A 23,390-nucleotide genomic window follows, 5' to 3' on the forward strand; every position below is an offset into this window, starting at 1 on the left:
ACGCGAGGGAAGCTACACCCTCTCGTGGAACGGCCCCAGGTCGGGCTCACCGGAGGTGGTGAGCCCGACCCGGGGGTCATGCCGTGTGGATCAGAGCTCGATCGAGGTGATGTCCGCCTCGCCGACGTTGTTCAGCTCCATCTTCTTGATCTTCTCCGAGTGGCCGGACTGCTGGCCGTAGAAGTAGATCGGGATGGACGGAACCTTCTGGTCGACGATCGCGACGGCCTCGGCGAACTTCTCGTGCGAAGCCTCCAGGCTCGGCGCGGCGGAGGCCTCCTTGGCCAGGGCGTCGACCTGCGGGTCGCTGAACTTGCCGTCGTTCGAGGAACCGCCGGTCACGAAGAGCGGGTTGACCCAGTTCTCCACGTCCGGGTAGTCCTGCTGCCAGGCCGCGCGGTACGGGCCCTTCATCTTGTACGCGTTGATGTTCTGGCGGAACACCGCGAAGGTCGGCACACCCTCGGCGCGGGCGTTGATGCCCAGGTTGGTCTTGACCTGCTGCGCGACCGCGTCCATCCACTCCTTGTGGCTGGAGTCGGCGTTGTAGTAGAAGACCATCTCACCCTGGAAGCCACCGGCCTCGGTGAGGAGCTGCTTGGCCTGCGTCGGGTCGAACTTGCAGACGGTGCAGTTGCCCGGCTTGGCGCCCGGGGTCAGCGGGTTGGCCCAGCTGTCAGCCGGCTTGCGGGTACCGAAGAAGATCTTCTCGGAGATCTCCTGCCGGTTGATCGACAGCGAGACGGCCTTGCGCAGCTTCTCGTTGGTGAAGCGCTTGTCGTACAGCGGGAACGCGATGAACGCGGTCGACGGCGTGACGGTGTTCATGGCGCGGTCGCCCAGGTCGGACTTCCACTTCTCACCGGCCAGCGCGGAGGTCGGGATCGTCTCCAGGAAGTCCAGGTTGCCGGAGAGCAGGTCGTTGTAGGCCGCCCCCTCGTCCTGGTAGATCTTGACGGTGACGTCCTTGATCTTCATCTTGTCGCGCAGGTTGTAGTCGTCGAACTTGGTCAGCTTGATCGCGACGTCGTCTTCCCACGACACGAACTTGACCGGGCCGTTACCGATCGGCTTCTTGCCGAAGTCCTCGGGCTTCTGGCTGAAGAAGGCGTCCGGCAGCGGCATGAAGGCGCTGTAGCCCAGCTTGGTCGGGAACACGGCGGTCGGCGCGGAGAGCGTGACCTCGAAGTTCCAGTCGTCGACGACCTTCAGACCGGACATCTTGTCGGTCTTCGGCTCCGGGGCCTTCTTCGGGCCGTCGCCGTCCGGGTCGGCGGTGTTCACGTCGGCGAAGCCGGCGATGTCCGCGAAGAAGCTGGAGTTCGCCGCGCCGTTGGGCGAGTAGGCGGCCCAGTTCCAGGCGTCCACGAAGTTCTTGGCCTTGACGGGGGTCCCGTCGTGGAACTTCGTGTTCTCCTTGATCTTGATCTTGAAGACCTTGGAGTCACTGGTGTCGATCGACTCGGCGACCGCGTTCTGCGGGGCGCCACCGTTGTTCGGGTACTCGACCAGGCCGGTCCACAGCCAGTCGACGACCTTGCCGCCACCGGTCTCGGTGGTGTTCGACGGCACCAGGGGGTTCTCCGGCTGCACGCCGTTGATGACGACCGCGCCGTCAGCGTTGCCGCTGCCGCCCTCGTTGTCACCGCTACCGCCGCTCGAGCAACCGGACGCGATGAGCGCGACTGCCGCGCTCAGCGCAACCGCGCTCGCCCGCTTCGAGACTCTCATTCCGAGGGGCCTCCTCTTTCTGACCTGATGCCGTCGTGGGTTTCACGCACGTCTTGGGGGGTGACACCGCCGGTGGCCCCACGGGGCCGCCGGCTTACCGCAGTGAAATCGGGACACCCCTGATGTACCGATCCGCCGGGCTGCCGCGCCTCCGCGATCGGCACCGCGCAGGGCCGATGGCCACGGAGCCGCGCTCAGGGGCGGGGTCCCATGGCCCTCGGGCCGAACGGGGTGCCTCACCCGGGGGCGAGGTGCTGCAACTGTGACACCAACCGGCCGCTTCCGTGAAGGTGCCGTTATCAAGCCGTTAGTTGGCTGGCACGTTGCCGATACTTGAGAAAAGATCATGAAACATCGCGGTCGCACCGTTCTGAGCAGGTAAGACCTGGCGACGCACCGGGCGAGAGCGGCCGCAGCTGCCGAATTCGGGCAAGCAGGATCCGGTCCGTGCAGGTCAACCGCCCGGAACCGGAATCTGGCCGTCCGACCGACGCCGGGCTCAGCCGTGGGGACCGAGCCGACCTCCAGGCGTACGAGGGCGGAACCGGGCACACGCCGCCACCGGGTCCGGCCGGAGACGACCAGACGCCGTCACACCAGCCGACGGTCGGCCGCCCAGCGGGACAACTCGTACCGGTTCGACATCTGGAGCTTGCGCAGCACGTTCGACACGTGCGTCTCCACCGTCTTGATGGAGATGAAGAGCTCCTTGGCGATCTCCTTGTACGCGTACCCCCGGGCCAGCAGGCGCAGCACCTCGCGCTCCCGGTTGGTGAGCTGGTCCAGCTCGGGGTCGGCCACCGGCGCGTCCGGCCGGGCCGCGAAGGCGTCCAGCACGAACCCGGCCAGCCGGGGGCTGAACACCGCGTCCCCGTCGGCCACCCGGCGGATCGCGTCGGTCAGCTCGTCCGGCGAGATGGTCTTGGTGACGTAGCCGCGGGCACCGGCCCGGATCAGCCCGATCACGTCCTCCGCCGCGTCGGAGACGCTCAACGCCAGGAACCGCACCTGCGGGTGGGTACGCCGCATCGCCTCCAACACCGCCCGGCCACCGCCGTCGGGCATGTGCACGTCCAGCAGCACCACGTCCGGCCCGGTGGCGGCGATCCGGCTGACCGCCTCGGCGACCGTGCTCGCCTCCCCCACCACCTCGACGTGGCCGCCCAGCTCCGACCGGACCCCGGCGCGGAACATGGCGTGGTCGTCGACGAGGAAGACCCGCAGGCGCCCGGCCGGCGCCGACGCGCCCTCGACCGGTCCCGACCCGTGCTCGGCCATGGTCATCTGTCCCTCTCCGCTGTGCCGCCGTTGCCGGTGATCGGCAGGATCAACCGGACCTCGGTGCCCTCACCCGGGCCGGAGCGGATCTCCGCCCGGCCGCCGTGCCGCTTCATCCGGCCGATGATGGAACCTCGTACTCCGTGCCGATGGTCCTCCACCGTATCGGGGTCGAAGCCCCTGCCCCGGTCGCGCACGAAGACGCTGACCTGATCGGGCTCCACCTCGGCATAGAGCGAGACGGTCCGTACCTCGGCGTGCCGGGCGGCGTTCACCAGCGCCTCCCGGGCCGCGGCGATCAGCGCGCCGACCCGCTCGTCGGTCTCCCGGTCACCGACCACCACCGCCTCGACGGTGATCGCGAAGGTGTCCTCGACCTCGGCGGCGGCCTGCTCCAGGGCGGCCGCGAAGCGCTCGTTGGGCGACGCGGTGGGCCGGTAGAGCCAGTTGCGCAGGGACCGTTCCTGGCCCCGGGCCAACCGCTGCACGGTCTTCACGTCGGCGGCGTTGCGCTGGATCAGCGCCAGCGTGTGCAGCACCTGGTCGTGCACCATCGCCGCCAGTTCGGCGCGCTCCTGCTCCCGGATCCGCCCCTCCCGCTCGGAGCGGAGCTGGTTCCAGGTGCGCCACAGCACGGGTGCCGCGACCACCCCGACGCCGGCCAGGCCGACCAGGGCGAAGATGACGCCGTTGACCACGACGTCGAAGTTCTGCACCGGGGAGTAGACGGCGACGACGCCGATGATGCCGACCGCGACGAGCACCCCGCCGCCGATGAACCGGAGCACGAAGGCCCGCCGGTCGCTCTCCTCCACCACCGCACCCAGCCAGGGCACCGGCATCGACTCGCCCCACTGCCGGCGGCGCTCCGGGGCGGACTGGTGCCAGATCACCCCGGCCCCGACCGCGATGATCGCGACCAGCCAGCCGGCGGTGCCGGCGGCGCCCACCGAGTGGAAGACCATCATCTGGACCAGCAGCACGCCCAGCCCGATCGCCACGAACGGCAGCAGCTCGGCGACGTCCCGCCGGGCCGGGGCGGCGGTGTCGCCGGGGCGCAGCGGGACGACCGCCCAGAAGGCGGCGTAGAGCAGCAGGCCCAGCCCGCTCAGCCCGAGCAGGACCATGAAGGCGATCCGTACCCGCACCACCGAGATGCCGAGGTGCTCGGCGATGCCTGCGGCGACGCCCGCCGCCATCCGGTGCTCGGGCGCCCGGTAGAGGCGGGGTGGCTGGGTCACGGTGCTGATCGGAGGCTCCCGGGTGCGGTGGGCGGCGGTGCCGTCGCGGGGTGGCGGCACCGGTACCGATCGTCACACGCGGTGCACCCCACGGACCACGGGGACGCCCCCGACATTCGCCGCCCAGGGATCTCAGGGTGGGGTCAGGGTCGGTTCCTGAGGACGCTCGGGCGGATCGCGCAGCAGGATCGACGCATGACCGACGACGCCGCCCGTCCGCCCCTGCCCGGGGCGTCACCGCAGGACGCGCCACCACCGCCGGCGGCGGCCACCCCCGCCGGCGCGGAGCCCGCAGCGGACTCCGCCACGCCACCGCCGCCCGGGCCGCCCCGGCCGGGCGAGGGCCCCGCCGGCCCGCCGCCGGGCGCCGGGCAGCAACCCCCTCCCGGGTACGCTCCGCCGCCCGGCGCCAGCTTCACCTCCCGGTACGGCCTGGTCCGTCCCCGGGAGGGCCGCTACCTGGCGGGCGTCTGCGCGGCGATCGGCCGGGCCACCAACACCGATCCGGTGCTCTGGCGGGTGATCCTCGCGGTGCTGGGCTTCTTCGGCGGCATCGGCGTCCTGGTCTACGTGTCCGCCTGGCTGATCATCCCCGGCGAGGGGGACACCGCCTCCCCGGTCGAGTCGATGCTGGGACGCGGCCGGTCGAGCATGTCCCCGGTCACGGTGATCGTGCTCGGCATCCTGGTGGCGGTGAGTTTCGGCTACATCGTCACCGACGCCTTCCGGGCGGTGCTGCTCGGCGCGGCCATCCTGGTCGGCGGCGCCCTGCTGCTCAACCGGGAAGACCGACGGCCGGTCGCCGGGCCCGGCCCGGTCCCGCCGCCGGGCCCGCCGGGCGCACCACCCGGTCCGGTGCCGCCGGTCGCCTGGCCGGCGCCGGCCCCCACCGTCGCGCCGCCGCCCGTCGTGCCGACGGCACCGGTCTCCGGCGGTCCGGCGGCTGCTCCGGTGACCGCTCCACCGGCCCACCAGCAGGCGGCCCCACCTGAAGTGGGCTATCCACCAGCCGCCTGCGCGGAGGCCGGCCACCCACCGCCGGCCCCACCTGAGGTGGGCTACCCACCGGCCGCCCGCGCGGAGGCCGGCTACCCACCGCCGGCCCCACCTGAGGTGGGCTATCCACCGGCCGCCCCACCTGAGGTGGGCTACCCACCGGCCGCCCGCGCGGAGGCCGGCTACCCACCGGCCGCCCACCCCGTGCCGGGGTACCGGCCGGAGCCGGCGTCGCCGGTCGGCGTACCGCCGGTCGGCCCGCTGCCCCCGGCCGGCTACCGCCCGCCGTTCGCCCCCGGTGGCCCCTGGGCGGCCGGTCCCCGGCCACCGGCCGCACCGCCGGCCCCACCGAGCAAACCGCCGAAGCGGCCGCGCGAGCGGTCCCCGCTCGGTGCGGTCACCTTCTCGCTGATCTTCCTGGCGCTGGGGGTGGTGGCGCTGCTGGACCTGCTGGACGTCTTCCCCATCGGGGCGGCCGCGTACTTCGCGGCGGCGCTCACGGTGATCGGCCTCGGCCTGCTCGTCGGCGCCTGGTTCGGTCGGGCCCGCTGGCTGGTGGCGCTGGGCCTGGTCACCGCCGCCGCCCTGGGCGTGGCCACGGTGGCCGACTCCTACGACGGGGTCGGCGGCCTCGAGGGCGACGTGACCTGGGCTCCGACCAGCTACCAGGAGCTCGCCGTGCGGTATCGCAACGACCTCGGCAACGCGGTGCTGGACCTGCGCGCCGTGGACTTCGACAAGCGGGAGACGACGGTCGACGTGACGGTGAACCTGGGCAACGCCACCGTGGTGGTGCCACCGGACGTCGACGTGACGACGGTCGCCGAGGTCCGGGCCGGTGAGGCGGTGGTCTTCGGGGAACGCACCACCGGCCCCGGTGGCCAGCCCCGGAAGGAGGTGACCGACCTGGGTCGGGACGGACCGGGCGGTGGCCGGCTGCGGTTGGTCGCCCACGTCAACGCGGGCAATCTGGAGGTGACCCGGTGAAGGCGCACCGCACGGACGTCGTCTCGCTCGGCTTCGGGCTGGTCTTCCTCGCGCTGTCGGCCTGGTGGCTGCTCGCCCAACTGCTCGGGCTGGCCCTGCCGCCGATCGGCTGGTTCCTCGCCGGCGGTCTGCTCCTGGTCGGCGTGCTCGGGCTGGTCGGCGCCCTGCGCTCGGCCCGGCCCGACCCGGCCGTACCCGCCGGCGAACAGGGCTGGCCGGCCGCACCCGCCGCCGCGGAACAGGTATGGCCAACCTCATCCGCCGCCGCGGAGCAGGGCTGGTCGGGCGGAGAGGTGCCACCGGTCGACCCGGCAGCGGCCGCCTGGGGCAACCCGGACGCCGGCCGGCCGGCCGACGACGAAGGGCCCACGGCCGAGTTGTCGCCGGAGCGACCGGACGCCGACGAGTGGCGCACCGAGGCGTCCACGGACGAGCCGCGTACGGCGGTCGAGGACCGGGTGGCCGACGAGCCGGCCGGCCCGCCCGGCCGGTCCGACCCGGCACCGCCGGCCGACCCGACCGACCCACCGTTCCCGCGGTCGGGTCGGGACGGTTGACCACGGCGGTGGGCGGCCCGCGGTCCGGCGCTTATGCTGACCGTGGAGAACTCGCTCCGCCGGCCGGCCCGCGCCGCCGGGCCCCGACCGCCGCCGAGCCGCTCGGCACGTGCGTCCGGTCCCGCCGCGATTCCCTCCCTACCTCGTCAGGAGTCCTTCCGAGATGACCCAGTCCCCCGCCGTGCGGACCTCCGGCCAGCCCGGTCCGGTCCGCATCGGCGAGCGCGCCGCCCGTGCCCTCGTCAGCGAACTCGCCCGTCGCAACGACCCGAAGTCCGCCCTGCTGGTGGGGGCGACGCCGGAGTCCGCGGTGCTCGCCGCGGCGGTCGACGCGCTGCTGCCCGGTGACACGCTCACCGTCGTGCCGGCCGAGGCGGCCACCTCGGCCGCGCTGCGCGATCACGTGACGGCCCAGGGACGCTGGGTCGCCGACCGGGTCCGGGTCGTGGACTCGCTCGCCGAGGCCGACGCCGCCGAGGTGGTGATCGCGGCCGAGCCGTTCGCCGGCACCGCGGAGGAGACCCGCGCCGCCGTGGACGGCCTCGCGAAGTACCTCACCGACGGCGCGGTGCTCAGCGTGGCCGGCCCGCTCTACCGCACCGCCGGGGCGAGCGCCGAGCTGGACCGGCACGGCGTGCTGTACGGGTTCCGCACCGACCTGGTGCTGCGCAACACCCCGCCGGTGCGGGTTCACCACCTGCGCTTCACCCCGGCGAGCGCGGCGCTGGCCGGCCGGCTGGCGCCCGCGTACCGGCCGTCGAGCGTGCCGCTGACCCGGGGCATGCACATCGACTCCAACGGTGTGGCCGCGGCCGGCATCACGCTCGGCCTGGCCGCGCTGGCCCGGATCAGCCGGCCGAAGTCCAAGCTCTGGCTGCTGCCGGCGCTGGCCGCCGCCCCGGTGGCCGCCTTCTTCCGGGACCCGGAGCGGGACGTGCCGGAGGACGCGTCGGCCGTGGTGGCCTCCGCGGACGGGCAGGTCCTCTCGGTGCAGCGGCTGCGCGACGAGCGGTTCGGCGAGGGCGAGTGGCTGCGGATCGCCGTCTTCCTCTCGGTGCTGGACGTGCACGTCAACCGCTCGCCGGTGGCCGGCAAGGTGGTCGACTACTTCGTGGCCGACGGCGGCTTCGTCAACGCGATGAAGCCGGACGCCGAGCACAACGTCGCGGCGTACACGGTGCTGGACACCGAGCACGGCACCGTGGTGGTGGCCCAGCGGACCGGGCTGATCGCCCGGCGCATCGTGCAGCGGGCACCGATCGGCTCGCTGCTGGCCCGTGGCGAGCGCTTCGGGCTGATCCGGTTCGGGTCGCGCACCGACGTCTACCTGCCGGCCGACGCGGCCGAGCCGCTGGTCGGCCCGGGTGACAAGGTGGTGGGCGGCTCGACCGTCATCGCCCGCTGGAGCTGACGAACGACATGAGAAAGGGGCGCCGCTCGTCGCGGCGCCCCTTTCTTCGTGCTTCGGGTCAGACCGCCCGGCGCTGGTGCAGCCAGAGCAGCGGACCGCTGACCAGGTAACCCACCACCACCAGGGCGAAGGTGAGCCGGATGTCGACCAGCGCGCCGACGACCGGGGCGAGCCAGAGCCACGGCGGGAGCTTGACCAGCCGGGCGAGCTTGGCGTACGGGAAGCTGGAGACCATCGCGAAGGCGAGCAGCGCCACCCCGGCCACCAGCACCGCGCCGGGGACGGGCAGCCCGATGGCGACCGTCAGGGCCAGCACCGCCGCCGACATGGTGGTCGGTACGCCGCAGAAGAACCGGCCGTCCTTCGGCGAGACGTTGAACCGGGCCAACCGGATGGCGGCACAGGAGGCGACCAGCGCGCAGGCCACCGCCGCGGCGGCCGGCGGGGCCGAACCGGCCAGCGAGGCGTAGACCACCACCGGCGCGGCCAGGCCGAACGAGCACATGTCGGCCAGCGAGTCCATCTGGGCGCCGAACGGGCTGGCCACCCCGAACTTGCGGGCCAGGGCGCCGTCCAGGCCGTCGAAGACCACGCAGGCGATCAGGAAGAAGGCCGCGATCCGGGCCTGGCCGTTCATCGCCACGAAGATCGCGTTGATGCCGAGCATCAGGCTGGCCAGGGTGCACGCCTGGACCAGCGCGAACTTCATCCGGCGGGACGCGGTGCGCTCGCCCGGGAGCAGCGGGATCGACATCGCCGGCGACTCGTCCACCGGCTGGCTCGGCGCGAGGGCCGGGCTGACCGGCATGACGGCCTCGACCTCGGCGCGCTCGTAGCGGGCGCGGCCGCGCCGGCGGAGCTGCCGGTCGACGTAGCGGGGCTCGGGCAGGTCGGTGCCGGGCATCAGGTCGCCGTCGCGGCGGCCCACCCGGACCAGCAGCACCTGGCGGGCGAACGTGCTGCTGCGGCGCAACGGGCCCGCCCAGCGACGCCCTGCGGGGCGCGGACTGTCAGTCGTACGACGCCGGCGCCATGGGGCTCTCGGCACGTTTCCTCCATCACCGGATCGACTGGCCGCCACGGGGGCGGGTGTCCGGCTGTCTCGTGCCGGACCGCTCTTGGCCCGGCAGCCGTTAGCGGAGTACACCATTGCACAGGGGAACGGGGCTTGGCGATAGCTGCCGGCGGTACTTATATCAGGCTTAAACCGCTCGAACCGCCTTCTTATTCCCATCCCGGGCTCCATCGCCCGTTTTCTTCGCCTGCCCTCACCGCTGACTGTACCGGAGGCCGCCGATGTCGGCCCGGCGAGCGGTATCTATCGCCCCCGACGTCCGGTTGCCAGCGCGGCCACCTCGGTGAGCCTCAGGGCATCGAGTTCAGCGGGTGGGAACCACGCCGCACTGGCGGTGGAACCGCCCGCCAGCTCGGTCACCCGCGCCTCGGTGGGGTCGTCCACCACCACCCGGTAGATCACCCGCACCCCGTGCCAGTCCAGCGGGCGGCCCTCCGGCCCCAACGCTGCCGGGTTGTGCAGATTGTCCACGCCGATCAGCTCGACCACCCGACCCAACTGGCCGGCCTCCTCGACCAGCTCGCGGAGCAGCCCGGCGGCCGGCTGCTCGCCGTGGTCGGTGCCGCCACCGGGCAGGTGCCAGCGGCCGGCACCCGGGTAGCCGGGAGCGATCTGGGTCAGCAGCACCCGGCCCGTCGGATCGGTGACCAGCCCGTACGCGCCGAACCGCAGGCGCCGGTCGAGCGGCGGCTCGGCCGCGGCCGGAGTCGGGGCGGACCGGGGCAGGCCGGCCGGCAGCGGTGTGACCGGCAGCCCGAGCAGCTCGGCGGTGAACGGCATCAGCGACAGCCCGGCGGCTTCCTCCGGGGTCACCCAGGCCAGCTCGTCGGTGCCGCCGGCGACCTCCGGCCGCAGCTCACCGGAACGGACCTCGACGTCGAAGACCAGCCGGTCCACGTGCAGCGCCACCCCCGCGTCCCGGAGGGTCAGCACGTCGGCCACCGCGGCCCGCAGCCCGGTCGGGGCCACGGTCAGCCCGGTCTCCTCGGCGAACTCGCGGACCAGCGCGTCGGCCGGGTGCTCGGCGTGCTCCAGCCCGCCACCCGGCACCTGCCACACCCCGGGGGCCGGGCCGGCCGCCGAACCCCGGGTCAGCAGCACCCGCTCACCCTCGCGCAGCACCCCGTACGCGCCGACCCGCCGCTCCTGCCGCATCGACCGCTTCCCCCGCCTCCCGTAGCGCTTCGTCGATCATGAGCGTACGGGAGAAGGGGCTCAGGTGAGCTGGGCGGCGTGCACGGCCTCGGCGGTCACCTCGGTCAGCCGGTCGGTGGGCAGGGCGCCCAGCTCGTCCCGGGCGAACCAGCGGGCCTCACAGGTCGAACCGCCGACGTCGGCCACGGTGGGCGGGGCGGGCTGGTCGACCACTACCCGGTAGAAGGCGCGCACCCCGTGCCAGTCGATCGGGTAGCCCTCCGGGCCGAGCGAGGCGGCGTCCCGGTGGCTGGCCACCCCGAGCAACTCCACCAGGCGGCCGGTCTGGCCGGTCTCCTCGACCAACTCGCGGATCAGCGCCGCGCCGGGCTGCTCGCCGTAGTCGGTGCCGCCGCCGGGCAGGTGCCAGCAGCCGGCGCCCGGGTAGCCGTCGGAGACCCGGGTCAGCAGCACCCGGCCGTCCGGGTCGGTCACCACGGCGTACGCGGCGAAGCGCTGGGCCCGGTGCAGCCCGTCGGGACCGGGCACGGCGTAGAAGGAGGGGAACTCCGGGGCCTCGTCCGGGACGATGTCGGCGGAGGAGGCGGGCAGCCCGAGCGCCCGGGCGGTGAACGAGCGCAGCGGCAGCTCGCGAGCCTCGTCCAGGGTGAACCAGCGGGCCAGGTCGGTGGGGCGGTCGACCCGTTCGGTCAGCGTGCCGCCGCGCACCGTCACCCGGTAGAGCAGCCGGTCGGTGTGGATGGTGATGCCCCGCTCGGGCAGGGCCCGCATGTCGGCGAGGACGTCGTGCAGGCCGGACACGGCGACCGAGAGGCCGGTCTCGGCGGCGGTCTCCCGGACGACCGTGTGTTTCGGGTCCTCGCCGTGGTCGACCGCCCCACCGGGCAGGGACCACGTGCCGGGGGTGCCGGAGCGCTCCGATGCGCGGACCAGCAACACTCGGCCGACTGAATCAGCACAAACTGCGTATGCCGCGATCCTGCGGAGCGGCTCCAGCAAGGTGGTCACGGGTGCAAATTCTCCCCCGACCGGGTTACCTCCATCGAAAAGAGTCAGATTCCTGACTCTTCGCTGGCGTCTCAGGGATCGATCAGGGTAGGAGTCCGGGCGGTCACCGAGGTCGTCGCGCGGGCGGCGAGCGACCGTGGGGACATGACCTCCACATTCCCGCCCCAGGCCCCGTACAAGCAGCTCCGCCGACCCACCACCGACCGGATGCTGGCCGGCGTGGCCAGCGGCCTCGGTCGCTACTTCGACGTCGACCCCACCCTGGTCCGGGTGGTGTTCGCGGTGAGCGCGCTGCTCACCGGCGGCTTCGCCGCGCTGGCGTACCCGATCATGTGGTTCCTGATGCCCGAGGAGCCGGCGGGCGCCCCCGCCTGGCCGCACCCCACGGACACCGCGCCCCGACCCACCCCACCGGCCCCGCCGGCCGGGTGAGCCGGGCTCACTCCCACTCGATGGTGCCCGGCGGCTTGCTGGTCACGTCCAGCACCACCCGGTTCACCTCCGCCACCTCGTTGGTGATCCGGGTGGAGATCCGAGCGACCACGTCGTAGGGCAGCCGGGACCAGTCGGCGGTCATCGCGTCCTCGCTGGAGACCGGGCGCAGCACCACGGGATGCCCGTAGCTGCGCCCGTCACCCTGCACCCCGACGCTGCGCACGTCGGCCAGGAGCACCACCGGGAACTGCCACACGCCCCGGTCCAGGCCGGCGGCGGTCAGCTCCTCCCGGGCGATCAGGTCGGCCCGGCGCAGCACGGCGAGCCGCTCCTCGTCGACCGCGCCGATGATCCGGATGGCCAGGCCCGGGCCCGGGAACGGGTGCCGCCAGACCATCGCCTCGGGGAGACCGAGCTGGAGACCGAGCCTGCGGACCTCGTCCTTGAACAGCGTGCGCAGCGGCTCGACCAGGGCGAACTTCAGGTCCTCCGGCAGGCCGCCGACGTTGTGGTGACTCTTGATGTTGGCGGTGCCGGTGCCACCGCCGGACTCCACCACGTCCGGGTAGAGGGTGCCCTGCACCAGGAACTCGACGTCACCGTGCGCGGCGACCTCCCGCGCGGCGGCCTCGAAGACCCGGATGAACTCCCGGCCGATGATCTTGCGCTTCTGCTCCGGGTCGGTCACCCCGGCCAGCGCCCCGAGGAACCGCTCGCGGGCGTCGACCACCTTGAGCTTGATCCCGGTGGCCGCGACGTAGTCCTTCTCCACCTGCTCGGCCTCACCGGCCCGCAGCAGCCCGTGGTCGACGAAGACGCAGGTCAGCTGGTCACCGACCGCCTCGTGCACCAGCGCCGCGGCGACCGCCGAGTCCACCCCGCCGGACAGGCCGCAGATGACCTCCTTGTCACCGACCTGCTCCCGGATCCGGGCGACCTGCTCCTCGATGATGTTCTCGGGCGTCCAGGTCGGCTCGATGCCGGCGATGTCGTAGAGGAACCGGGTGAGCATCTCCTGGCCGTGCGCGGTGTGCCCGACCTCCGGATGGAACTGCACCCCGGCCCGACGCCCGGCCAGGTCCTCGAACGCGGCAACCGGCGCGCCCGCCGACTCGGCGGTCACCGTGAAGCCCGCCGGCGCCTCGGTCACCGCGTCGCCGTGGCTCATCCAGACCGGCAGGTCCGCCGGCAGGTCCCGCAGCAGCACCCCGGGCTCCAGCAGGCGGGGGCGCAGCGGCGTGCCGCCGTACTCCCGGTTGCCGGTGCGGGCCACCGTGCCGCCGAGGGCCTGGGCCATCGCCTGGAAGCCGTAGCAGATGCCGAAGACCGGGACGTCGGAGTCGAACATGCCGGCGTCGATCTGCGGGGCGTCCGGCGCGTAGACGCTGGACGGGCCGCCGGACAGGATGATCGCGGCGGGGTTCTTCGCCAGCATCTCGGCGACGGGCATCGAGTGCGGGACGATCTCCGAGTAGACCTTCGCCTCGCGCACCCGGCGCGCGATGAGCTGGGCGTACTGGGCTCCGAAGTCCACCACGAGGACGGGGCGAGGCGTGCTCATGGTCTGCAGATCCTATCCGTCGCGCCCTGGCGCCCCACCACGGCCGCCCCGCCCGCCCCTCGCGACGCCACGGTCGTCCGTGACGCCACCGCGGGGCAGTGCCAACTCGTCGTCCATGGCGGGGGCGTAGCCCTCGACGGCGCTGACCCGGCGGGCGATGAGCCCGAGCAGGACGCCGTAGACCACCTTCGACGTGACGTCGGCAACCGTGTAGGTGATCTGCCGGGCCACCACCCCGTCGGCTGAGTCCCACATCGCCGGCATCAGGTACGCCCCGGGATAGAGCAGCCAGGAGACGACGACCAGCCAGAACACCCCCCTGGCCATGCCCCGTGCCGACTCGGGCAGCCGATGGAGGTTGCCGAAGATCACCCGCGCCACCAGGGCGAGCAGGAGCAGGAAGAAGACCGTGCTGATCAACCCCCACACCCAGAACGGCGCGTTGCGATCGACCTCGTGGAACTGCCCGACATAACCGGTGTAGATCATCGCCAGGCCGCCGACCACGAACGCCACCCAGCTCAGGTGGAACCGACGACCGGTCACCCCCATCACGACCAACAACTGGATCAACAACACCGGCACGTCGATCGACCAGTTGACGTACCGGTAGCCATTGGAAAAGAGGGTGCCAGCCTGGACGAAGGCGGAGCCGTTCCACTGAAAGGCACCGACCCAACGTTGGTAGAGCAGCAGCAGCTCAAAGAAGGCCGACACCATCACCACCGCGGAGAGCAGCGACGCCGACTGGTAGCGAGGGGCGACGGTACGCCTGTTGACCAGGAAGTAGACCAGCCCCGCGGCCATCACTGCGAAGCCCAGGCTCAGCACGTGGGAGATCAACGTGAACTGATCCACGTTGTACGAGAACGTGTTCTCGAAGTTCACCTCTGCCTCCGGTCGGCATCACGGCTTTCAGCTTTTGACGCGTTTATGTCGGTTTATCCTATGGATCGTCGGAGGGCACGCGGACGGATCTCCCGAACCCGAGCCCGGAACCGACGGCGACCGGCCGGGACCGATCCGGCCCGGTGGACGGGCGGAGCGGGCGATGAGCGGGTGGTGGCTGTGGGGCTACGTCGCCGCCATGGCGGCCGGCGCACTGCTGTTCCTGCGCTGGTGGGCCGACCCGAAGGGGGTGCCGTCGGTCGAGTACCGGGTGGCCCTCGCAGTCCCGGTCTGGTCTGGCCTCTGGTACACCCTGCTGGCCCTCGGCGGCGGCCGCACGGACGGCGGTGGCCATCCGGTCTACTGGGCGCGGTACGCCGACTGGGCAGTCAGCGCCTCACTGCTGCTGACCGCGCTGGCCCTCACCGCGACACACGCCCTACCCCACCGGCACCCCCGGCTGCTGACGACGCTGGTCGGCGCGAACCTGGTGATGATCCTCAGCGGCCTGCTCGGCGACCTCGCCGTCGATCCATGGAGCCGATACCTTCTCTTCGGGTTCGGAGCTCTCAGCCTGCTCGCCATCCTCACCTTGATCTACGGACCGCTCCGCGCCGTCGCCCGCCGGCAGCCGACCGAGCTTTACCGGGCCTATCGGGAGGCGGCCCTGCTGCTCGGCGCGCTCTGGCTCGGATACCCCGTGTTCTGGTTGCTCGGGCCCTCCGGCGTGGGGCTGCTCGGCGGCACCACCGACACGGCCCTGTTCGTCCTGTTGTCCGTCGCGTCCAAGGTCGGCTGGGGAGCCCTCGACCTCGCCCGGCTCCGCGAACTGGGCGCGCGGCACGAACTCCCACTCGGATCAACCCGGTGACCGTCCCCGCCGCCGGCGACGCCGCATGCACCGCAGCGGACAGCGGGGCCCGAACCGCCTCCCCGCCGTACGCCACCGGCGCAGGAGGTGCGGGCACCCGCCGAGTGCTGTCCCGGTCCGGCGGAGCCGCCACACTGGTGGCACTGGCACTGCTCGTCCTGGCCCCCGTCCTGCGCCGGTACGACCTGGGCGCGTCCCCGCCGTACCTCGTCGCCGGGCTGCTCCTCGGCCTGCCGCACGGGGCGGTCGACCACCTCGTGCCGGCCTGGCGGTCGACCCGGACGCGCCCCCTGCGCACCCGGCTGGCGGTACTGCTCGGCTACGCCACGATCGCCACTGCCGCCCTGCTGGCGTTCCGGGCCGCCCCGACCCCGGCGACCCTCACCTTCCTCGCCCTCTCGGTCCTCCACTTCGGCACCGCCGACGAGGGATTCCACGCCGAACGCGCCGGGCGGCCGATCCGGTACCCGGTGTCGGGGGTCCTGGCCCGCGGCGGCCCGCCGGTGGTCGTACCCCTGGCACTGTGGCCCGGGACGGTGGATCCGCTGATGACATCGGTGGCCCCCGGCGCCGCGGCCCTGCTCACCGTCGAGGTCCGGCTGCTGGCGGCGGCCGGGCTGCTGCTGGCGGTGACGGCGACCGTCGTCCGCGCGCTACGGGCCGGCCGGACGGCCGAGGCCGGTGAACCGGTCCTGCTGATCCTGCTCTTCGCCGCGGTGCCACCCGCGCTGGCCGTCGGCGCCTACTTCGCCGCCTGGCACTCGACACGGCACGTCGCCCGGCTGCTGTCCGATGACCCCGCCAACCGGGACGATCTGGCCGCCGGCCGCCTCGGGCCGCCGGTACACCGCTTCATCCGCCGGGCGGCGCTGCCGTCGCTCGCCGCGGTCGCCGTCCTGGCGGCACTGGTCGGCGGGCCGGCCGATCCGCTGCCGGCCACCGTCGCCGTCCTGGCCGCGCTGACCGTTCCGCACGCGGCGCTGGTGGCCTGGACGGACCGGTCCGGATCCGCCGGCACCCCTCGCCACGACCACAGCTAGTGGCGCAGCGCGGCCGGGGCGTCCGCCGGGACGGCCGGCGCCCGCGGCGGGACCGGGTCGAGCCGGCGGTACGGCGCGCCGAGCGGCGGCCGGGGATCCTCCTCGCCCTTGTTCGGCCAGAACGACATCGCCCGCTCCGCCTGCGCGGTGATCGTCAGCGACGGGTTGACGCCCAGGTTCGCCGAGACCGCCGCCCCGTCCACGACGTGCAGCCCCGGGTGCCCGAACACCCGGTGGTACGGGTCGACCACCCCGTCGGCCGGGGTGGCTCCGATCGCCGCGCCGCCGAGGATGTGCGCCGTCATCGGGATGTTGAACGGCTCGGTGAGCGCGCCGCCGGGCGTACCGCCGATCTCCTCGGCGAGCAGCCGGACGGCCTGGTTGCCGGCCGGGATCCAGGTCGGGTTCGGCGCGCCGTGACCGGGACCGGCCACCAGCCGCCGGCCCAGCGGGCCGCGCCGGAACCGGGTGGTCAGCGAGTTGTCCACCGACTGCATCACCAGGGCGATCACCGTCCGCTCGGACCAGCCCCGCACCGACAGCATCCGGGCGGCCAGGCCCGGCTGCCGCAGGATGCTGCCCAGCCAGCGGCGGACCCGGTGCGGCCCGCCGTCGACCAGCAACGACTGGAGCAGCCCCATCGCGTTGGAACCCCGGCCGTAGCGGACCGGCTCGATGTGGGTCTGCGGGTCCGGGTGGAACGAGCTGGTGATCGCCACCCCCTCGGTGAAGTCGGTCCCCGCGGAGCGGGCCCGCTGCCGGGGCACCGACGCGCCGAGGATCGCCTCGGAGTTGGTCCGGGTCAGCTCGCCCAGTCGCGGCGAGAGGCCGGGCAGCGCGCCGGTCGCCCTCATCTCGTGCAGCAGCCGCTGGGTGCCGAGCGCGCCGGCCGCGAAGACCACCTGGTCGGCGTGGAGCACCTGGCGCCGCCTGCGCAGCCAGGCGCCCGTCCGCTCGGTGTGCACCTCGTAGCCGCCACCGGCGGCGGGGCGGACCGCGGTCACCGTGGTCAGCGGGTGGACCTGGACGCCGAGCTTCTCGGCCAGCCAGAGGTAGTTCTTGACCAGGGTGTTCTTGGCGCCGTGCCGGCAGCCGGTCATGCAGGAGCCGCAGTGCGTGCAGCCGGTGCGCTCCGGCCCGGCCCCGCCGAAGTACGGGTCGGCGACCCGCTGCCCGGGCCGGCCGATGTGCACGCCCACCGGGGTGGCGTGGAAGGTGTGCCCCACCCCCATCCGCTCGGCCACCGACCGCATCACCCGGTCGGCGCCGGTGTGGACCGGGTACGTGGTGACGCCCAGCATCCGCTTCGCCTGGTCGTAGTGGGGGGCCAGCTCGGCCCGCCAGTCCGTCACGTCCCGCCACTGCGGGTCGGCGTAGAAGGCGTCCAGTGGCTCGTAGAGGGTGTTGGCGTAGACCAGCGAGCCGCCGCCCACCCCGGCCCCGGAGAGCACCATGACGCCCCCACCGGCGCTCCGGTCGGCCGACCGGAGCAGGGTGATCCGTTGCAGGCCGTAGCAGCCCAGCCGCGGCGCCCAGAGGAAGCGGCGCAGCCGCCAGGAGGTCTGCGGGAACTCGTCGTCGGCGAACCGCCGGCCGGCCTCGAGCACCCCGACGGTCCAGCCCTTCTCGGCCAGCCGCAGCGCGGTGACGCTGCCGCCGAAGCCGGACCCGATGACGAGCACGTCGTACCGCATGAACGCATCATTACCGACGGGTAGCGGTCGCGCCAGGGTCGGTTTTCGCGCGATCATGCTGCGGTCCACCGGCCGGTACGCTGCGGTCCGCCGGCCGGTACGGGGAAAGGGAGCCGGAATGGTTGAGCAGGGAGCGGCGCCGCGCCGGCGCTGGCACTGGGGCTGGGCGGTGCTCGCCGCCGTGGTGCTGGTCGCGGCGGGCTCGGTGGTGGTCACCCGGCTGGTCGGCCGGTCGACCGTCGAGTCGCCGCCACCGCCGGCCGCCGCGCCTACCAGCGCCACTCCGAGCCCGAGCCCGACCGTCACCGTCGCGCCGCCCACCCCGAGCCCGACCCGGCCCCCGGGCGCGGACATCAAGGGGCCGCTGACCCTGCTGCTGGTCGGCGTGGACACCCGGGTCAAGATCCCCGGCTGGGAGCCGCACTCCGACGCGGTGCTGGTGCTGCACGTGCCGAAGGGGCTGCGCCGGGCGTACCTCTTCTCCCTCCCCCGCGATCTGCTGGTGGACATTCCGGCTTACCCGAAGGCCGGCTACTCCGGCGGCCGGACCAAGCTCACCCACGCGATGGGCTACGGCAGCCGGGTCGCCGGCCGGCCCGGGCGACACAGCACCGCCCAGGGGTACGAGCTGCTGCGTACCACGGTGAGCCGGTACACCGGGCTGAAGATCGACGCCGGCGCGGTGATCACCTTCAACGGCTTCGACGACCTGGTGGACAGCCTCGGCGGCGTCGACCTCTACGTCGACCAGCGGGTCCCCTCCAAGCACCGGCGACCGGACGGGCAGCACCGGCCGCCGGGCCCGGGCGGCTACGTCGGCCCGCAGATGGTGTACGAGAAGGGCAACCGGCACCTCAACGGCTGGCAGGCGCTGGACTACGCCCGGCAGCGCTACATCCCCGGCGGCGACTACGCCCGGCAGCGCCACCAGCAGCAGCTGATCCGGGCGCTGGCCCGGGAGATCCTGAGCCAGCGGCTGGCCCGCGACCCGGAGCGGGTGCAGCGGGTCGCCCGGGCCCTCGGCGCCACCGTGCTCTTCGCCGGCGGCGGACTCAAGCTGGTCGACCTGGCGTACGCGCTGGGCGGGCTACCGCCGACCGCGTTCACCCTGGTCGGCCTGCCTGGCAGCGGGGTCGGTTCGGGCAGCGCCTACCGGGGCGAGCAGCTGTCGCCGCTGGGCCGGGGCTTCCTGCCGGCGCTGCGGAGCGGTAAAGCCGACGCCTACCTCGCCGCCCACCCGCAGCTCCGCGTCCGCAGCTGAGGCGGGGCCCTCGTCGACGCTCGGTGTGTCGACGAGGGCCCCGTCCTTCCCTACGCCTTCTTCGGCAGCGGGGGACGCTTCTTGCCGTACAGCCAGGCGTCGAAGAGCTTGTCGAGCTGCTTGCCGGAGACCTTCTCGGCGAGCGCCACGAACTCGGCGGTGGTGGCGTTGCCGTCCTTCTTCTCCGCCGCCCAGGTCTTCATGATCTTGAAGAAGGCGGCGTCGCCGACGGTCAGCCGCAGCGCGTGCACGGTCATCGCGCCGCGCTCGTAGACCGACTCGCCGAACAGCTCCTTCATGCCCGGCTTGCCCGGCGGCACCTGCCACATCGACTGCGGCGCCCGCTGGTAGCGCACGTCGAACGCCCGCTGCGCGGTCCACTCGCCGCTGTGCTCCATCCAGAGCCAGGCGCCGTACGAGGCCAGCCCCTCGTTGAGCCAGATGTCCTGCCACTTCGCCAGCGCCACGCTGTCGCCGAACCACTGGTGGGCCAGCTCGTGCGCGACCACCTCGGTGTTCTCGCCCCGGCGGAAGAAGCCACCGGAGTAGACCGGCCGGCTCTGCGTCTCCAGCGCGAAGTGGATCCGGTCGTCGGAGATCACCACCCCGCCGTACGCGTCGAACGGGTACGGCCCGAAGACCGTCTCCAGGTAGTCGGCCACCTTGACGGTCTGCTTGATCGACGCGTCCGCGGCGCCCTTGGGCAGCGAGGTGGTGACCGCGCTGTAGACCGGGCGTCCCTTGTGGGTGCCTTCGGTTACCCGGAACTTACCGATCACCACGGTGCTCAGGTAGCTGGCCATCGGCGCCGACTCGGCCCACTTCCAGGTGGTCCAGCCGGCTTCGGTGGTCTTACCCTTCGGCACGCCGTTGCTGATCGCGACCAGGTTCTTCGGGACGGTGATCTCGAAGTCGTAGGTCGCCTTGTCGGAGGGGTGGTCGTTGACCGGGTACCAGCTGCTGGCCGACTCCGGCTGGCCGAGGGCGATCGCCCCGTCCGGGGTGTGGAAGAAGCCGCCCGACCCGAGCGTCTTGTTCTCCAGCGGCTTCGGCTTGCCGCCGTAGCTGATCTCGGCGACGAAACCGTTGCCGTTGGTCAGCCCGCTCTTCGGCGTGACGACCAGCTCGTTGCCCTGCCGGGCGGCGGTGGCGGGCGCACCGTCCACGGTGACCTTCTGCACCGTCAGCCCGGCCAGGTCGAGGTTGAACGAGGACAGGTCGGCCGTCGCCGTGGCCTGCACCGTGGTCGTGCCGGTGAGCTGGTCCTTCGCCGGGTCGTAGCGCACCTTCACGGTGTACTTCCCGACGTCGTAGCCCCCGTTGCCGTACTTGGGGAAGTAGCCGTCCCCGACGCCGGCCGCCCCCGGCTCGAAGTCCCGCGACGGTGTCGGCGACGGCGTCGCCACCGGCGTCCCGCTCGCCGTGGCCGGCGGCTCGTCGTTGTCGTCGGCCGACGAGCATCCGGTCAACCCGAGCGCTCCGGCCAGCAGCGTCGCGACCGCGCGTCGCGGCTCCCACCAGGTCATGTGCGAGGTCCTTCCCCCGTATGTCCACGCCGGACCGTCACCGTCGGGTCCGCCGCCCGCGGCAGACTATCGAGGATCGATCACGGTCACGTCACGGCAGGCCGGGCGGGGTCGTCCCGGAGAGCCAGGCGTCCAGCAGCGGCTTCAGGTCGCGGCCGGCGACCTGTCCGGCATACCCGACGAAGTCGGCGGTGGTGGCGTTGCCGCCGCGCCGCTGCGCGGCCCAGCCGCGCAGGATCCGGAAGAAGGTGTCGTCGCCGACCGCCCGGCGCAGCGCGTGCAGCGCCAGCGCGCCGCGCTGGTAGACGCCCTCGCCGAACATCGCCGCCCGGCCCGGGTCCACCGACGGCTTCGACCAGTCGGTCGCCGCGTAGCGCAGCTCCGCGTTGCGCTGCGCGGTCGGCCCACCGTCGTGCTCCTCCCACAGCCATTCCGCGTACGTCGCGAAGCCCTCGTTGAGCCAGATGTCGCTCCACCGGGCCACCGACACGCTGTCGCCGAACCACTGGTGGGCCAGCTCGTGCGCGACCACCACCGTGTTCGGGCCGGACCGGAAGAAGCCCGGCCCGTAGACCGGCCGGGACTGCGTCTCCAGCGCGTACCGGATCCGCTCGTCGGCGATGGCGATCCCCCCGTACGCGTCGAACGGGTACGGCCCGAACCGGCTGGCCAGGAAGTCCACCACCGCCCCGGTACGCGCCACCGAGGCGGCCGCCGGACCGTCGGCGGGCAGCGCGGCGGCGACGGCCGTCACCATCGGCTTCCCGGCGTGGGTGCCGGTGGAGACCCGGTAGTCGCCGATCACCAGGGTGGTCAGGTAGCTGGCCATCGGCGCGTCCTCCACCCACCGCCAGGTGGTCCAGCCGCCGCTGGTGCGCTCGCCCCGCGGCACCCCGTTGCTCAACGCGGCCAGCCCCTCGGGGACGGTCACCTCGATGTCGTACGTGGCCTTGTCCGAGGGGTGGTCGTTGACCGGGAACCAGGTGCTCGCCGAGGTGGGCTGGCCGAGGGCGACCGCCCCGTCCGGGGTGGCCAGCAGGCCGCCGCTGCCCAGCTCGCCGTCGACCACCGGGGTGGGCACCCCGCCGTACGCCACGTCGACGGTGAACCGCTTGCCGGGGTCGAGCCGGTGGGCGGGGGTGACGACGAGTTCCGCGCCGTCGTGGCGGTGCCGGGCGTCGGCCCCGTCGACGCGTACCCGGTCGACGGTGAGGCCGGCGAGGTCCAGGTTGAACCGGGACAGCTTCGCGGTGGCCGTCGCGGTGACGGTGGCCTGCCCGGTGAGCCGGTCGGTGGCCGGGTCGTAGCGCACCCGCAGCCGGTAGTCGGCGACGTCGTAGCCGCCGTTGCCGGCCCCCGGGACGTACGGGTCTCCGGCGTCGGCCGCGCCCGCCCGGTACCCGTCGTCGGGGTGCGTGCAGCCGCTGGCCAGCAGCACCGCCAACAGCGCCGTCGCGTACCACCGCCTGCGGGTCATCCGCCGAGCGTAGATGCGCGACGGCGCGGGCGGGACCGGAATCCCCACCCGCGCCGTCGTGGCGTCGTGCCAGGTCAGCGGTCCAGGACCAGGCCGACCTTCTGGAACTCCTTGAGGTCGCGGTAGCCGCACTTGGCCATCGCCCGACGCAGGCCGCCGAAGAGGTTCAGCTGGCCGTCCGGCTCGTCGGCCGGCCCGAACAGCAGCCGCTCCATCGAGCCGATCGGCTCGCCGGCGGACTCGAACGCGCCGCGCGGCAGCGACGGGTGGCTGGCGGCGGAGTGCCACCAGGCGCCGCCGGCCGGGGCCTCCTCGCAGAGCGACAGCGGCTCGCCGAGCATCACCGCGTCCGCCCCGCAGCCGAGCGCCTTGGCGATGTCGCCGGAGGTCTGCATGTCACCGTCGGCGATCAGGTGCACGTACCGGCCGCCGGTCTCGTCCAGGTAGTCCCGGCGGGCCGCGGCGGCGTCGGCGATCGCGGTGGCCATCGGCACCCGGATGCCGAGCACCGACTCGGTGGTCGACCAGTCGTCGCCGCCGATGCCGACGATCACGCCGGCCGCGCCCGTCCGCATCAGGTGCAGCGCCGTCTTGTAGTCGGTGCAGCCGCCGACGATGACCGGCAGGTCGAGGTCGGCGATGAACTCCTTGAGGTTCAGCGGCTCGTCGGTGGTCGAGACGTGCTCGGCGGAGACGATGGTGCCCTGGATGACCAGGATGTCGACGCCGGCGTCGAGGATCACCGGGGCGAGCGCCAGGGTGTGCTGCGGGGAGACCCGCACCGCCACCGTGCCGCCACCGGCGCGCAGCTCACGGACCCGCTCGGCGATCAGGTCGGGGCGGATCGGCTCGGCGTACACCTCCTGGAGCCGCTTGGTGGCCCGGGCGTCCTCGCCCAGCCCGGCCAGCTCCTCCAGGATCTTGGTCGGGTTCTCGTAGCGGGTCCAGAGACCCTCCACGTTGAGCACGCCGAGGCCGCCGAGCTGTCCGAGCCGCACCGCCGAGGCCGGGCTCATGGTGGCGTCCGACGGGTGGCCGACGCAGGGGATGCCGAACGGGTACGCGTCGAGCTGCCAGGCGGTGGAGACGTCGTCGACGTCCCGGGTGCGGCGGCTCGGCACGATGGCGATGTCGTCCAGGTGGTAGCCGCGCTGCGCGGTCTTGCCCAGCCCGATCTCGACCACGTCACGCATGGGGG

18 protein-coding genes and 1 pseudogene are annotated in these 23,390 nt (G+C 73.1%); 7 read left to right on the forward strand and 12 right to left on the reverse strand.

The features are described from left to right. Positions 1-90: 90 nt before the first annotated feature. From GA0074704_RS27415 to GA0074704_RS27425, 3 genes are all read right to left on the reverse strand, one after another. The gene (locus GA0074704_RS27415; RefSeq protein ID WP_088973148.1) at positions 91-1,731 is read right to left on the reverse strand and encodes a peptide ABC transporter substrate-binding protein; all 1,641 of its coding nucleotides are present in this window, start codon (positions 1,729-1,731) and stop codon (positions 91-93) included. A 591-nt stretch (positions 1,732-2,322) separates the two neighbouring features. Then, on the reverse strand, positions 2,323-3,009 hold the full coding sequence (locus tag GA0074704_RS27420) for a response regulator (protein ID WP_088974024.1): 687 nt from the start codon (positions 3,007-3,009) through the stop codon (positions 2,323-2,325). Between the two features lie 2 nt (positions 3,010-3,011). Continuing rightward, positions 3,012-4,208: an ATP-binding protein gene (locus GA0074704_RS27425; RefSeq protein WP_231926961.1), complete on the reverse strand. Its 1,197-nt coding sequence runs from the start codon at positions 4,206-4,208 to the stop codon at positions 3,012-3,014. 237 nt (positions 4,209-4,445) lie between these two features. Here GA0074704_RS27425 and GA0074704_RS27430 point away from each other — a divergent pair, with 237 nt between their 5' ends. The 3 genes and pseudogenes from GA0074704_RS27430 (at position 4,446) to GA0074704_RS27440 (ending at position 8,201) form a co-directional block, all read left to right on the forward strand. Further along, positions 4,446-6,233 carry a PspC domain-containing protein gene (locus tag GA0074704_RS27430; protein ID WP_231926699.1) on the forward strand — a complete coding sequence of 596 codons (1,788 nt, stop codon included), beginning with the start codon at positions 4,446-4,448 and terminating at the stop codon, positions 6,231-6,233. Further along, a pseudogene (locus tag GA0074704_RS29575) lies at positions 6,230-6,445 on the forward strand (hypothetical protein); the annotation flags it as partial. The gene GA0074704_RS27430 and the pseudogene GA0074704_RS29575, both read left to right, overlap by 4 nt. A 508-nt stretch (positions 6,446-6,953) precedes the next feature. Continuing rightward, complete coding sequence (locus GA0074704_RS27440) at positions 6,954-8,201, forward strand: phosphatidylserine decarboxylase (protein ID WP_088973150.1); 1,248 nt, start codon at positions 6,954-6,956, stop codon at positions 8,199-8,201. 58 nt (positions 8,202-8,259) lie between these two features. On the opposite strand, the gene GA0074704_RS27445 is transcribed toward GA0074704_RS27440, so the two are convergent. The 3 genes from GA0074704_RS27445 to GA0074704_RS27455 form a co-directional block, all read right to left on the reverse strand. Beyond that, positions 8,260-9,174, reverse strand: coding sequence for a CDP-alcohol phosphatidyltransferase family protein (locus tag GA0074704_RS27445; protein ID WP_088973151.1), 915 nt, complete (start codon positions 9,172-9,174; stop codon positions 8,260-8,262). 345 nt (positions 9,175-9,519) lie between these two features. Continuing rightward, positions 9,520-10,431 carry an NUDIX hydrolase gene (locus tag GA0074704_RS27450; RefSeq protein ID WP_088973152.1) on the reverse strand — a complete coding sequence of 304 codons (912 nt, stop codon included), beginning with the start codon at positions 10,429-10,431 and terminating at the stop codon, positions 9,520-9,522. A 60-nt stretch (positions 10,432-10,491) separates the two neighbouring features. Further along, on the reverse strand, positions 10,492-11,439 hold the full coding sequence (locus tag GA0074704_RS27455) for an NUDIX hydrolase (RefSeq protein WP_088973153.1): 948 nt from the start codon (positions 11,437-11,439) through the stop codon (positions 10,492-10,494). 144 nt (positions 11,440-11,583) lie between these two features. Between GA0074704_RS27455 and GA0074704_RS27460 the strand changes: the two genes are divergently transcribed. Continuing rightward, positions 11,584-11,871, forward strand: coding sequence for a PspC domain-containing protein (locus GA0074704_RS27460; RefSeq protein ID WP_088973154.1), 288 nt, complete (start codon positions 11,584-11,586; stop codon positions 11,869-11,871). Between the two features lie 7 nt (positions 11,872-11,878). Here the strand turns inward: GA0074704_RS27460 and guaA are convergent, their stop codons facing one another. Continuing rightward, positions 11,879-13,435: a glutamine-hydrolyzing GMP synthase gene (guaA, locus tag GA0074704_RS27465; protein ID WP_088973155.1), complete on the reverse strand. Its 1,557-nt coding sequence runs from the start codon at positions 13,433-13,435 to the stop codon at positions 11,879-11,881. Between the two features lie 12 nt (positions 13,436-13,447). Then, entirely contained in the window at positions 13,448-14,323 is an 876-nt protein-coding gene (locus GA0074704_RS27470; protein ID WP_088973156.1) for a bacteriorhodopsin, read from the reverse strand. Positions 14,324-14,486: 163 nt separating this feature from the next. On the opposite strand from GA0074704_RS27470, the gene GA0074704_RS27475 reads away from it, so the two are divergent. Continuing rightward, on the forward strand, positions 14,487-15,194 hold the full coding sequence (locus tag GA0074704_RS27475; RefSeq protein WP_088973157.1) for a bacteriorhodopsin: 708 nt from the start codon (positions 14,487-14,489) through the stop codon (positions 15,192-15,194). 137 nt (positions 15,195-15,331) lie between these two features. Next, positions 15,332-16,234 (forward strand): Brp/Blh family beta-carotene 15,15'-dioxygenase, encoded by a 903-nt coding sequence (locus GA0074704_RS27480; protein ID WP_157743804.1) that lies wholly within the window; start codon positions 15,332-15,334, stop codon positions 16,232-16,234. On the opposite strand, the gene GA0074704_RS27485 is transcribed toward GA0074704_RS27480, so the two are convergent. Then, positions 16,231-17,928 (reverse strand): FAD-dependent oxidoreductase, encoded by a 1,698-nt coding sequence (locus tag GA0074704_RS27485; protein WP_088973159.1) that lies wholly within the window; start codon positions 17,926-17,928, stop codon positions 16,231-16,233. The two genes, GA0074704_RS27480 and GA0074704_RS27485, sit on opposite strands and share 4 nt — an antisense overlap. A gap of 118 nt (positions 17,929-18,046) precedes the next feature. Between GA0074704_RS27485 and GA0074704_RS27490 the strand changes: the two genes are divergently transcribed. Then, positions 18,047-19,189: an LCP family protein gene (locus GA0074704_RS27490; RefSeq protein ID WP_088973160.1), complete on the forward strand. Its 1,143-nt coding sequence runs from the start codon at positions 18,047-18,049 to the stop codon at positions 19,187-19,189. Between the two features lie 50 nt (positions 19,190-19,239). Here the strand turns inward: GA0074704_RS27490 and GA0074704_RS27495 are convergent, their stop codons facing one another. The 3 genes from GA0074704_RS27495 to GA0074704_RS27505 form a co-directional block, all read right to left on the reverse strand. Beyond that, positions 19,240-20,715, reverse strand: a complete 1,476-nt coding sequence (locus GA0074704_RS27495) for a M1 family metallopeptidase (RefSeq protein WP_088973161.1) — start codon at positions 20,713-20,715, stop codon at positions 19,240-19,242. A gap of 91 nt (positions 20,716-20,806) precedes the next feature. After that, complete coding sequence (locus GA0074704_RS27500) at positions 20,807-22,192, reverse strand: M1 family metallopeptidase (protein ID WP_088973162.1); 1,386 nt, start codon at positions 22,190-22,192, stop codon at positions 20,807-20,809. A 74-nt stretch (positions 22,193-22,266) separates the two neighbouring features. Next, entirely contained in the window at positions 22,267-23,385 is a 1,119-nt protein-coding gene (locus GA0074704_RS27505; RefSeq protein WP_088973163.1) for a GuaB3 family IMP dehydrogenase-related protein, read from the reverse strand. Positions 23,386-23,390: the final 5 nt, after the last annotated feature.

The sequence above is a fragment of the Micromonospora siamensis genome (genome assembly GCF_900090305.1).
Classification (GTDB): Bacteria; Actinomycetota; Actinomycetes; order Mycobacteriales; family Micromonosporaceae; genus Micromonospora; species Micromonospora siamensis.

Coding starts and splice junctions, on each gene's coding strand:
- GA0074704_RS27415 (WP_088973148.1), bottom strand. CDS start 1,731: ATGAGAGTCTCGAAGCGGGCGAGCGCGGTTGCGCTGAGCGCGGCAGTC.
- GA0074704_RS27420 (WP_088974024.1), bottom strand. CDS start 3,009: ATGGCCGAGCACGGGTCGGGACCGGTCGAGGGCGCGTCGGCGCCGGCC.
- GA0074704_RS27425 (WP_231926961.1), bottom strand. CDS start 4,208: ATGGCGGCGGGCGTCGCCGCAGGCATCGCCGAGCACCTCGGCATCTCG.
- GA0074704_RS27430 (WP_231926699.1), top strand. CDS start 4,446: ATGACCGACGACGCCGCCCGTCCGCCCCTGCCCGGGGCGTCACCGCAG.
- GA0074704_RS27440 (WP_088973150.1), top strand. CDS start 6,954: ATGACCCAGTCCCCCGCCGTGCGGACCTCCGGCCAGCCCGGTCCGGTC.
- GA0074704_RS27450 (WP_088973152.1), bottom strand. CDS start 10,431: ATGCGGCAGGAGCGGCGGGTCGGCGCGTACGGGGTGCTGCGCGAGGGT.
- GA0074704_RS27460 (WP_088973154.1), top strand. CDS start 11,584: ATGACCTCCACATTCCCGCCCCAGGCCCCGTACAAGCAGCTCCGCCGA.
- guaA (WP_088973155.1), bottom strand. CDS start 13,435: ATGAGCACGCCTCGCCCCGTCCTCGTGGTGGACTTCGGAGCCCAGTAC.
- GA0074704_RS27475 (WP_088973157.1), top strand. CDS start 14,487: ATGAGCGGGTGGTGGCTGTGGGGCTACGTCGCCGCCATGGCGGCCGGC.
- GA0074704_RS27485 (WP_088973159.1), bottom strand. CDS start 17,928: ATGCGGTACGACGTGCTCGTCATCGGGTCCGGCTTCGGCGGCAGCGTC.
- GA0074704_RS27490 (WP_088973160.1), top strand. CDS start 18,047: ATGGTTGAGCAGGGAGCGGCGCCGCGCCGGCGCTGGCACTGGGGCTGG.
- GA0074704_RS27495 (WP_088973161.1), bottom strand. CDS start 20,715: ATGACCTGGTGGGAGCCGCGACGCGCGGTCGCGACGCTGCTGGCCGGA.
- GA0074704_RS27500 (WP_088973162.1), bottom strand. CDS start 22,192: ATGACCCGCAGGCGGTGGTACGCGACGGCGCTGTTGGCGGTGCTGCTG.
- GA0074704_RS27505 (WP_088973163.1), bottom strand. CDS start 23,385: ATGCGTGACGTGGTCGAGATCGGGCTGGGCAAGACCGCGCAGCGCGGC.